The 11,088-nt window shown below is 41.3% G+C and carries 9 protein-coding genes and 1 tRNA gene; 5 read left to right on the top strand and 5 right to left on the bottom strand.

All coding sequences use genetic code 11. The features are described 5' to 3' along the window. Nucleotides 1–59 precede the first annotated feature (59 nt). Both ABTV71_RS28040 and ABTV71_RS28045 read right to left on the bottom strand, forming a co-directional pair. On the bottom strand, nucleotides 60–842 hold the full coding sequence (locus ABTV71_RS28040; protein WP_433901803.1) for a lysostaphin resistance A-like protein: 783 nt from the start codon (nucleotides 840–842) through the stop codon (nucleotides 60–62). 111 nt (nucleotides 843–953) lie between these two features. Continuing rightward, nucleotides 954–1,898, bottom strand: coding sequence for a LytTR family DNA-binding domain-containing protein (locus ABTV71_RS28045; RefSeq protein WP_433901804.1), 945 nt, complete (start codon nucleotides 1,896–1,898; stop codon nucleotides 954–956). Between the two features lie 219 nt (nucleotides 1,899–2,117). Between ABTV71_RS28045 and ABTV71_RS28050 the strand changes: the two genes are divergently transcribed. The 5 genes from ABTV71_RS28050 to ABTV71_RS28070 all read left to right on the top strand — a co-directional run bounded on the left by ABTV71_RS28050 (nucleotide 2,118) and on the right by ABTV71_RS28070 (nucleotide 8,534). Beyond that, nucleotides 2,118–3,452, top strand: coding sequence for an amidohydrolase family protein (locus ABTV71_RS28050; RefSeq protein ID WP_433901805.1), 1,335 nt, complete (start codon nucleotides 2,118–2,120; stop codon nucleotides 3,450–3,452). Nucleotides 3,453–3,633: 181 nt separating this feature from the next. Then, complete coding sequence (locus ABTV71_RS28055) at nucleotides 3,634–4,443, top strand: hypothetical protein (protein WP_433901806.1); 810 nt, start codon at nucleotides 3,634–3,636, stop codon at nucleotides 4,441–4,443. Then, nucleotides 4,443–5,207 (top strand): methyltransferase domain-containing protein, encoded by a 765-nt coding sequence (locus tag ABTV71_RS28060; RefSeq protein ID WP_433901807.1) that lies wholly within the window; start codon nucleotides 4,443–4,445, stop codon nucleotides 5,205–5,207. Before ABTV71_RS28055 ends, ABTV71_RS28060 begins: the two co-directional genes overlap by 1 nt. Before the next feature lie 10 nt (nucleotides 5,208–5,217). Next, entirely contained in the window at nucleotides 5,218–7,368 is a 2,151-nt protein-coding gene (locus tag ABTV71_RS28065) for a sensor histidine kinase (RefSeq protein ID WP_433901808.1), read from the top strand. 80 nt (nucleotides 7,369–7,448) lie between these two features. Beyond that, nucleotides 7,449–8,534: a sensor histidine kinase gene (locus tag ABTV71_RS28070; RefSeq protein ID WP_433901809.1), complete on the top strand. Its 1,086-nt coding sequence runs from the start codon at nucleotides 7,449–7,451 to the stop codon at nucleotides 8,532–8,534. A 26-nt stretch (nucleotides 8,535–8,560) separates the two neighbouring features. On the opposite strand, the gene ABTV71_RS28075 is transcribed toward ABTV71_RS28070, so the two are convergent. The 3 genes from ABTV71_RS28075 to ABTV71_RS28085 all read right to left on the bottom strand — a co-directional run bounded on the left by ABTV71_RS28075 (nucleotide 8,561) and on the right by ABTV71_RS28085 (nucleotide 10,985). Continuing rightward, complete coding sequence (locus ABTV71_RS28075; RefSeq protein ID WP_108635465.1) at nucleotides 8,561–9,025, bottom strand: response regulator; 465 nt, start codon at nucleotides 9,023–9,025, stop codon at nucleotides 8,561–8,563. Between the two features lie 855 nt (nucleotides 9,026–9,880). Continuing rightward, a tRNA-Lys gene (locus tag ABTV71_RS28080) sits at nucleotides 9,881–9,953 on the bottom strand. 294 nt (nucleotides 9,954–10,247) lie between these two features. Next, nucleotides 10,248–10,985: a hypothetical protein gene (locus ABTV71_RS28085; protein WP_433901810.1), complete on the bottom strand. Its 738-nt coding sequence runs from the start codon at nucleotides 10,983–10,985 to the stop codon at nucleotides 10,248–10,250. Nucleotides 10,986–11,088 lie beyond the last annotated feature (103 nt).

Below are 11,088 nucleotides of genomic sequence, written 5' to 3' on the forward strand. Positions count from 1 at the left end.
CGTCCCTACCGATATCACACAAACGCCAATGTATCTCCGTAACTTCACGCTTCCTAATTTTATAACTTGCGCCAGAGTGTCTTTCGATTTACCCGTAGACCGATCTTCATATTCTTGGCTCTTATTACTGTCAATACGATAACCAAAGCGATCGTCAAAAAGCGGAAGATATTAGCATACCAGTTGCCCGCAGCATTGTCGTCCACATTAAATAGCATCCAGGCCAGATTCATCAATATATGTAAGGCTACCGGAATCCAAAGATTAAACTTCCACTCCGTATATAACCAGGCAAACAATACCGATCCCAAAAATGTTGTCATAAAAATGAGAACCAATTCCATCGGATCCTGACTTTGATATAGATGCAGGAATGCAAACACCAACGAAGTTGCCAGAATAGCGGGAATAAACCCAAGGCGTGTATAGCGGTAAACAAGACCAAAAAAATAAGCCCTAAAGATAAGTTCTTCAAACAATCCCGCAGAGAAGGTATTAATGACCAATGAATTGAAATCGGGCTCCCTGATCAAAGAAAACCTAAATGCATAACCGATAAACATCGGGAGTGTTGCCAACGCGGCGATTCCTATCCCTAAAGCAGGAGAACCATTTACTCCAAATTTAGACACCAGTGTATCCTGATCTTTAGGCTTGAGTAAAAGTGCCCCTAAGAGCAAAGGCAGCAGGCTGAGGATATAGGCTACCATATGGGCCAGGGCCCTGTTGTGAATAAAGCCGATTATCCGGGACTGAACAGCCGCAAAAAATAGCTGGTCTAATGCAAAGTAAATCCCGAAAAAGAAAAACAAAACAAGCAAGTTGAAATTAGTGCGATTCATATTTTTTTGGGGACAAAACTATATGGCAATGTCAGGACTAACAAAAATATGTGGCGGTTCGCCAGATTTAGGGACGAATGGTACAGATTATCGCAAGCCAATTGAACCACATCATTTCAATAAATAGGCTTTTACAGCCGGGAGCATCGAACGCGATACCAGTGCATATTCGTCCCTATCAGCGAAACGCAACAGATAGCCTTTTGCATTGCCCTCCTTGACCAGAATCTTGTCGAAATTAACCAGATAGGATCTATGGCAGCGGTGTATGTTCACATCTGTCAATTGCTCCTCTAACTTTCCCAAAGTGATCCGTATAATCTCTTTTTTGGCTATTTTATTTTCATAAAAATAGACCTCACAATAATTATCCATGGATTTGGCAAATATAAAATCCTGTCGGCCAAAACATACAAGCTGGCTTCCATTAGCAAGACAAGCAATAGCGTTGTTATCAGAAACAACGGCATGCTGATCCGTTAAGCTCCCCAATAGTGGAGTTGCTGGGGCATGAGCACCGAGGTTCGATATACGCTGCGCCGGTAAACTCACCCGTATCGGCAAAACTTGCTTCTGGGCGACAGGGACCGATACAGACTCGGTCGGTTTACCCCGATCCGTTTTTATGAGTATTAAAAAATAGATCAGTCCGATGGGCACATAAAGCGACAGGGTATAAAGTCCCATATACAGCAAGTTGATCCATTGCATGGACACCCGGCTCACAACACAACTATTGTATAAAAAATTCAATATTGTCGCTGCTACGTATACCAATAGCATACGCAGGAATTCTTTTTTTACCGTCCATTTCTTTCCGTTGGCCAATAAGGCGGAAGCGAATAGATAAGATAAGGCGAAAATACCCCCATAGCCCATCAATAGTATATATTTGGCTGAATCCTCAAAATTGTAGGTACCAAAAGGCTGAAAAATGATTAAAAAAAGATAACAGGATCCTCCCAGCAAAAAAGCGTACCGCAGCGAGGCCCGGAGAGAAAATATGCCAGGGATGACCTGTTGATACTGCCCTAGCCATCGAGTTAGATTGATCATAATCAGCAACAAATTTACTAAAAATTTAGCGCTGATTATAGCACTTTTTGATCGTACAGAAACACTTATCGACTAATTATGGCGAAATATTATTACACTATAATAAAGAAATATCCAAATTATATTTAACTTAGGAAATAGCTTTCATCAAACAGGCCTTTTATATGGTCTGATGACTATAGTCATAGTATTATTTAAACACATTATATTTTAATAATTATGCGTTTACGTCATGTACTTACCTTCTTTTTCTGTGTTTGCAGTATCCATGCTTTAACAGCACAGCAAAAACAGATCCTTTTGGAAAATGTCAAACTCATAGATTATAAAAACCAGAGCCTTAGCGGCCTGAAGCACGTTCTGATCAATGGCAACACGATTCAAACAATCAGTGCTGCACCCATTAAAACCACGGGAGCCGAAATTGCAAAGATAGATGCCAAAGGCAAAACATTATTGCCCGGCTTGATTGATGCCCACGTGCATTTGGTTTTTGGAGCACTTACTATGCCACAGATGATGACAAACGATCTTTCTGAGGAATTTCTGGTAAACAAGGTTGGCCAATCAGCGCGGAAAATGCTCATGCGTGGATTTACGAGTGTGCGCGATGTGGGCGGGCCGATTTTTCCATTAAAGGCTGCGATTGACAAAGGTAAACTAATCGGCCCCAGGATCTGGCCTTCCGGGGCTACGATAAGCCAAACTGCGGGGCATGGTGATTTTAGGACGCCAGAGGAAAAATCGCGCAGATTCTTCGGCATTGTTTCACGCGCCGAAAGATATGGAGCCACTTTTATAGCCGACGGACGCGATGAGGTACTGACCGCCGTCAGGGAAAATTTACGGTTCGGCGCCAGTCAGATCAAACTCATGGCCGGCGGGGGAACTTCCTCAGCGTATGACCCCGTGGATGTTACACAATATACCCTGGATGAGATGAAGGCGGCGGTCGAAGCAGCAGAAGATTGGGGCACTTATGTTACCGTACATGCTTATACGCCCAGGGCGATACGCCGGGCGGTCGAAGCAGGGGTAAAGTGCGTCGAACACGGACAGCTATTGGATGAGGAAACGCTGCAACTTCTTGCAGAGAAAAATATCTGGCTCAGCTTACAAAATCTGGTCGAAGACACTCCTGATATGGATCCGCAAAGGCGAATAAAACGCAAGCCCGTTATCGAAGGACAGGAAAAAGTATGGCCTTTGGCCAAGAAACACGGTGTTAAGCTCGCCTGGGGAACCGACTTCCTTTTTGAACCAGATCTGAATGAACTGCAAAATTCATTTATCCTCCGTCTTCAAAAATGGTTTACGAATGCTGAGATCATTAAAATGGTTACCCAGGACAACGCGGAGCTTTTACAGCTTGCGGGTTTACGGAGCCCATATCCCGGTAAACTAGGCGTGATCGAAGAAGGAGCCTTGGCCGATATGCTTCTGGTCGATGGCGATCCGCTCCGAGACTTGACACTGCTGGCCGATCCGGACAAGAATTTTCTCCTTATTATCAAAGACGGACAAATTTATAAGAATAGTTTACAAAAACGTTGATAGGTCATTCCAAACTGATCCGCGATCTTTATTTTTATAATTGACTTTTACATATAGGACCAGCCTTACACATATTTTTTGTAAACGGCAGATCATAAAGGTGTTTATTTGTCAAAGCTTTAAACACCTTTTGCTTTTTATTGATTAGTTTTGTGTTTCAACGATAAATTAAAGCATTTCGGTGGCATTATTATTCAACGATGGACGTCCGGTAGTTAGACTGAGAGCATTTCGTGCTATCGACGATCCTACGACCTGTGAACGTTTTATAGAAGGGCACGCCCATGTCTTGACAGCGATAGGCGTCAAGAAAGTTACTTCATCCAAGAACGAATGGATGTATAATCCGGCGTCATTCGTCCTTATTGTAGAATCTCTTGATGGTGAGAAGGTATATGGAGGTGTCCGGATACATGCCGCCGGAGGAAGTGAGCCGTTGCCGATAGAACAGGCTACAGGTGCCATGGATGCGCGGATTTACGATTTAGTATACGACTACGCTTTACACGGTACCGGCGAAGGCTGCGGGCTATGGAACTCCCGTGAAATCGCAGGATATGGAATCGGCAGTATTTTCCTCACCAGGGCCGGAGCAGCCATCAGCACACAGATCGGGATCAAATCGTTATTTGCACTGTGTGCTCCATATACGGTAAAACTGGCAGAAAGTGTCGGTTACCGCATAGATACCAGCGTTGGTAACAATGGTACTTTTTACTATCCAAAATTAGACTTAGTGGCGACAGTCATGATCATGAGAAATCTGGATACGTTGACTGAAGCAGATCAGGAAAATAAGGAAGCCATTTTCTCCCTCCGAAACAATTCCAATATCGTACGGATAGAAACCCTGCGGAATAAAGAAATTGAAATTCACTATCAAATAGACATCCCTAACCTAGACCGGTGGGATCTTGAAGAAGTCATAAAAAATTTGCAACACACATCGGCAGATCACAATACAGATCAACGTAATCTAAATATTTTGTAATGGACACTAAACACTATGGCGCCGGTTATTTACAGGATACCGGAGAGTTTCTCAAGCAATTAAAAATACAGTCCTATTCTCCTTTCACTACGATCAAAGAAGGGCTCCTTGCCGATTTGGGTTGCGGTACCGGAATGGATGCTATTAACCTGGCCAATATGCTGGGAAGCGAAGTACAGGTGATCGGCATTGACCATGATGCGAAATTGATTGATCATGCGAAAGCAGGTAGCGACGGAATCAGCAATGTTAATTTTGTTCAGGGTGAGGTATATCAGCTCGATTTCAAAGATGAGGAGGCTTCCGGAGTGCGGATGGAACGTCTTGTCCAGCATTTGACTGATCCACAAAAGATGTTTCGTGAGGTATATCGCATATTGGGCAAGGGGCAACCTGTGGTTATCGTTGAAACCATCTGGAATAGCCTGACTTTCTACACCCAACATGTAAGCATAGAAGCCAAGATCTGCCATTATTTGACCGAAGAGAAGATCAACAACGGCTGGGCGGGCAATAAGCTAACAGCAGACCTCCTTGCAAATGGATTTCAAGATGTTCAACTGCAAACGTTGTGCATGGTGACACGTTCAAAAGAAGAGGCCAACCGTTATCTTTTTTTAGACAGCATCCTCTTGGAAATGTTCGAAAAAGGCAAATTGAGCCAAGCAGAATTTGATGAATTCCAACAAACCCTGAAACAATTGGATGAAACCGGCTGTTTTTTAGTGTCCATGAATCTGGTCATCGCCCAGGCAAAAAAATAGCGTCCTAAACATGAAATGCTGGTTTTCCTTGATCTGTCTGTATATTCTCGCCTGCCTCCCATCACGAGCACAGCTCACTGTTGACCATTCCGGACAACGGCTACTGATCGGTCGCCAGCTGGAGCGCTATACGGGACCGGGAAATCCTGAATTTTCAAACATTTTATCTTCATCGGACTTTCAACCCCTAAATAGTGCAGTACCAAACTTGGGCACCTCATCTGACGCTGTCTGGTTTCGCCTTCCTATAAAAAATGCCAGCGAACAAGATTTATATTTTCTATTAGAAATTGCCTATCCGCTATTGGATGAAGTTGAATTATATAGCCCGTCCGGGAATGGCTCTTACCAATCGATCAAACTTGGGGAACATCAAAATTTTTCCATACGAAAATATAAAGTTCCGAACTATGTATTTGATATTCATCTGCCCAAACGGTCGGAAAAGACCTTTTTCATTTGTATAAAAAGTACCGAGCAGATTATATTACCCATCTATCTGAGTAGCGAGCGACAATTTGTGACGCAGATGAATAACGATAGCCTCATTAGTGGCATCTATATCGGAATAGTACTTATTATGGTGATATATAATCTCTTTCTATTTTTCTCTGTAAGGGACAGGGGGTACCTTTATTACGTGTTATATGTCCTCTGTGCAGGTGTCACCCAAATGGGCATCAAAGGTTATAGCTTTCAGTATCTGTGGCCTTCCTGGCCTTACTTTGCAACCAAAGGCCCCATCATATTTGGTTGTTTATCGGGGCTTAGTGCGCTTTTATTTGCAGATTCATTTCTCCAATTAAAGAAAAATGCACCGCGATCAAGACGGATAATCACCATTTTTATTATTTTGTTTGCCATTGGTACCATCCTGGCGCTAGCCAGTTTAACGCAATCCGCATTTTTCGTGATGCAGGTGACCACCGGTGCTGGCTCTTTATTTGTCCTCTATTTATCCTACCGAATTATGATAAGCGGTTATAAACCAGCAAAATACTTTGTTTATGGCTGGACCGTCTTACTCCTGGGGTCCGTTGTGTTTTTGTTAAAAGACTACGGAATATTAGACTATAATAACTTTACAAGCAACGCTGTTCAGATTGCCTCAGTAATCGAAATGGCATTGCTATCCTTTGGTCTGGCCTACAGCATCAATATACTCAAGCAGGAAAAGGAAGAATCTAGGCTACGAGAATTAGCTATCTCTTTAGAAAACGAGCGGCTCATCCGTGAGCAGAATGTGGTGTTGGAGCAAAAGGTCAGTGAACGGACACATGAACTAAAAGAATCCAATGCGTCATTGCAAATGACACTGACACATCTGAAAGAAGCTCAGTCACAACTGGTTGAAGCCGAAAAAATGGCCTCGTTGGGACAGTTGACCGCAGGAGTCGCACACGAAATCAACAATCCAATCAACTTCGTCACCTCGAATGTAGCCCCCCTGAAAAGAGATATCAGGATGATCTGGGACACTTTGGACGAAGTCGAACGTATTGCTTTTGCACCGGAGTTTTCTGATGACGAGAAGCAATTACAGATCAAAAAATTCAAGGATGATCTGGACCTTGACTATTTGAAGACAGAAGTCGATTTCCTATTGAAAGGAATGCATGATGGGGCCCATCGTACCGCTGAAATTGTAAAAAGTTTACGTATCTTCTCACGTGTCGATGAGGACACATTAAAATTTGCCGATATCAACGAAGGCATAGCGTCCACGATGGTGATACTGAACAGCTTGATCAATAATACGATTGAAGTTGAAAAAAAATATGGCGACTTGCCGATGGTAGAATGCCATGCAGGGAAATTGAACCAGGTATTTCTGAATATTATAACGAATGCACTGTATGCCATCAACAAAAAATTCGGTGATAACGGAGGAGGGAAATTAGGGATAGAAACCGGACTCGCTGCGGATCAGTCCAGTATTTTTGTTAAAATAGCAGACAATGGCATCGGTATTCCAAAAAATATTCAGGAACGTATTTTTGAACCTTTTTTCACGACAAAGGACGTCGGCGAGGGGACAGGGTTAGGGATGTCCATCGCCTATAATACCATTGCCAAGCATCATGGTAGGATTATTGTAGAATCGGAAGTAGGAGAGGGAACAGTCTTTACGCTACAAATCCCCATACAACAAAAGAATTGACGTAAAAGTAAACCCAATGAGTTCGATAAATTATGATTAATTTCGGTCATTTTGGGAAAGTAAACCAGATTATAAAAATTATGCAGACGGAGCTTGAAATACTATATATTGATGATGAAGCAAATAACTTAATTGGTTTTAAAGCGAATTTTAGATACGATTATGTCATTCATACTGCATCAAACACAGCTGAAGCCGAGAAAATACTTCTCGCCAATCCAAAGATCCGTGTGATCTTTTGTGACCAGCGTATGCCCGAAGAACTGGGAATAGATTTTCTGCACCGCATCAAAAGAGATTTTCCGAAGCCTATCCGTATTTTATTGACTGCTTATGCTGACATGGATACAGTTATTGACGCGATCAATAAGGGGCATATCTTTCGCTTTGTCCGCAAGCCTTGGATGAGGGAAGAGATTATTTCAGCAATTGAAGAAGCAAATAAATTTTATGTTGCAAATTCGCTGTTGGAGACCAAGAATCAAGAACTACAGAAAGCGTACGATGAGCTAGATAAGTTTGCCTATAGTGTCAGTCATGATTTACGTGATCCTTTAACAGGGGTACTCTCCGCCGTAAAACTTGGGCTAGAATTTGACAATATAGACCGCATCCATGAATTACTTACTTTGATGGATAGTTCATTGGTCAGTCTAGACGCTTATATTGATAGTCTAAGGGACTACTATCTGTTGCGGAGAGGTGAGCTCTTGCTCTCTGAAATTAATTTTGATGAACTTTTCGGCAATGTGAGACAGTTCTATAAAATGTATACCCAAAACAAAGACGTAACCTTTGATATTTGTGTTGACCAAAAAGAACCATTTAAATGTGACAAAGCTATCCTGGAATTGATTTTACACAATTTACTATCCAACGCCTTCAAATATCAGCGAAAGGGTCAGGCGGAGCCATTCGTTAAACTATCTGTTGACGTATCTGACAAGCAGGCGAAGATTGTGGTGAGCGATAATGGTATCGGTATTTCTCCCGAACACATTCATGATATTTTCAAACTATTTTTTAGGGGCAGTGATCAGGCCAAAGGCATGGGATTTGGCTTGTATAATGTACAAAACGCATTACTAAAGCTGCAGGGAAGCATTGATGTACAATCGCCACTGGGTGCAGGCACGACATTTACGGTCAGTATACCGAGTAAATAGTTCTGACTTTCCTAAAAGCTTTTGTTTTAGGAAAGCAGTTTTTGGCGCAGCATAAACTCAAGTTGATCATTGGATGATTCGAGTTTCGCATTCGTTTCGATTATTTTTTGCCGTTCCAGATATACCTCATACGCACGCTGAATCGTTTCGTCCAGTTCCGCTTCGCTCCAAGGTTTATTGAGGTAATGGAATATCTTTCCTTTATTGACTGCATCGACCACAGCAGCCATATCAGTATACCCCGTTAAAAGTATCCGCATTGGAGCTGCATCAATCTTAATGATCCTCTCCAAAAACTCGACACCGGTCATTTCGGGCATCCGTTGATCTGTAATAATGATATTAATCGAATTATTTTTAACAAGATCAATTGCCTCTGCTCCACTAATGGCCGTAAATATCTTATATTTTAAACGGAATGTCGCCTTGAAGGAAAACAAATTATTCTCCTCATCATCAACATACAATATTGAAATCTTCTTGTTTTCCATAAACTTATTGCCTCCGATACAAATTTACGGAATAAATTTACTGAATTAAGTAACACGAAGGTAGTTTTTACAGAGTTGGCCATTTAGGGAGCACGAAGAAGATCTGGATCGAAAAAATATCCTTCACATATAAATGTATAAAACAAACCCGTTTAAAAGAGTCTCAATTAAAATCTCGATCCTGCCCATAAATATTTATAGTAGAAAATAACATAACCATCGCTATTAAGGGTTTCATCATCGTTTTGGTATTTGATAAAGAAACAAATTTAGGAGCTATTCAAGTAAAGGTACCATCTACACGGGATTCCAGTTATTATTTAGATTATGGGTGGAGAATTAGTGAGAACTCATTTCTATATTTTATACCCCTTAAAAATTTTGAGTTCTCACAACTTTCTAGTCTTATTCAATTAGAGAGCATTTGGTTCGCTACTCGTTAAAACTTAAAAAATAAAAAACCTCCTTAACTTTATACAAAGGGGAAGGAGGTTTTATCATATAGATTAGCGAGAACAGATGCCTGTTTAAGGCTCAAAAAACAAGGTTAATTAACAATATTTTTAAACTACTGTTCTAACAATAGATTTGTCTATACATTTTGAAGTTTTAAGTATCCCAAGAGAAGTTCAATATTGATTTTTCACTATTTTGCGAGACAAAAATGAGACAAAGTGAGACACTTTGCGAGACAAAAAGGCCCTAAAATGACCATTTTTTAGTATCTTTAAACAAAGAAGTAATTAATAGATTTTATAACTTCTCGGCATGGCATAAATGCAAAAAACCGCTTTAAAGGCACTATAAGCCAACAAAAAAAGCCATCCTACATTTGTAAAACGGCTTTTTTGAAAGTGACCCCGCTGAGGCTCGAACTCAGGACCCACAGATTAAGAGTCTGTTGCTCTACCAACTGAGCTACGAAGTCATTCGATAAATCAAATGTAAGGTTCAGCAAAGAGAAAGTCAAGTATAAAGTAGATTTTTTATTTTTTGTCTTCCATTTTTTGTTCCATGGCTTCGATCACCTTAAATGTACATTCATACATTGGTTCCACAAAATTATAACATGCGATAACGATCAAAACCTATTCGGCAAAGTCCAGATTAGACATATAAGCACTTATAAACTGTCAAAAGAGTCTTCTGGGCATCTCGATGAATCGACCATTACTCACTTACAGCCAAGCAAAAAATAGAACACCTTCAGGTGGCCTAGTTTCTACCGATCCGAAGTAGCAATAAGCCCCATGATCATTGGTCTAACCTCCATCTTAATAGGCTTATTTATAGCTTTCGAGTTGCCCTTTTTTAAGCGAACAACAACAGTCTTATACCCGATCATTTGTGCACGTAGTTCCTGGTCTTTACTAAATAGGGATTGTGGTACCCAAAGCTCAAAGCTGCCATTTTCACCAGCTTTCGTATGGTGATCTCCAATTGACACGTCAGTTCCCGCCATGCTGCCCTCGCCAGAAGCACATACAATTTTTCCTGAGATCTTTACCTTAATGCTATCCTGATTTGACAATGCAGGTTCACTTTTGAGAGCTTGGCTCGGAATTGTCTGTTTTTCGACAGATTCGATCGCTGCTACGTCTTTTGAATGTACCATAGCCACTTTTCCTGTTGTGAAGGTTTGTGCCTGCACCGCAGGCAAGCTCAATGAACCGATCAGCATCAGTCCGGCAGCAATCCCATTCCACTTATTAAGCCATACCGGATTTTTTGCAAAGGAAAAACTGGCATCCAATTCACGTAACAGCTGATCTTCATAAAAACGACCGCAAAGCCCTTTACTGGATCTTTTGATCTGATCAACGATTTCCTGATCACTCATCTGTGAGAAATCAACGACTATCTTTTCGCACTTGCCACAAAAGCGCCCTTGTTCCTTTGCTGTCATTTTTCCCCAATCCGCCATGCAGGATTCTTTTACTTGTAATATGATCTTTTCCATGTCTATTCTTTTTATGTTTTGAGAAGGGATGCACAAAAGATCAAGATTTCACAAGAGCGGGATAAAATAATTTTAAATAGCTGTAAAGAGGTCGCAGGGGAAT

This window comes from Sphingobacterium puteale (assembly GCF_050986225.1).
Taxonomy (GTDB): Bacteria; Bacteroidota; Bacteroidia; order Sphingobacteriales; family Sphingobacteriaceae; genus Sphingobacterium; species Sphingobacterium puteale.

Excerpts from the sequence above, each read along its gene's own strand:
- ABTV71_RS28040 (WP_433901803.1), bottom strand. The coding sequence starts at position 842 with ATGAATCGCACTAATTTCAACTTGCTTGTTTTGTTTTTCTTTTTCGGG.
- ABTV71_RS28045 (WP_433901804.1), bottom strand. The coding sequence starts at position 1,898 with ATGATCAATCTAACTCGATGGCTAGGGCAGTATCAACAGGTCATCCCT.
- ABTV71_RS28050 (WP_433901805.1), top strand. The coding sequence starts at position 2,118 with ATGCGTTTACGTCATGTACTTACCTTCTTTTTCTGTGTTTGCAGTATC.
- ABTV71_RS28060 (WP_433901807.1), top strand. The coding sequence starts at position 4,443 with ATGGACACTAAACACTATGGCGCCGGTTATTTACAGGATACCGGAGAG.
- ABTV71_RS28065 (WP_433901808.1), top strand. The coding sequence starts at position 5,218 with ATGAAATGCTGGTTTTCCTTGATCTGTCTGTATATTCTCGCCTGCCTC.
- ABTV71_RS28070 (WP_433901809.1), top strand. The coding sequence starts at position 7,449 with ATGCAGACGGAGCTTGAAATACTATATATTGATGATGAAGCAAATAAC.
- ABTV71_RS28075 (WP_108635465.1), bottom strand. The coding sequence starts at position 9,025 with ATGGAAAACAAGAAGATTTCAATATTGTATGTTGATGATGAGGAGAAT.
- ABTV71_RS28085 (WP_433901810.1), bottom strand. The coding sequence starts at position 10,985 with ATGGAAAAGATCATATTACAAGTAAAAGAATCCTGCATGGCGGATTGG.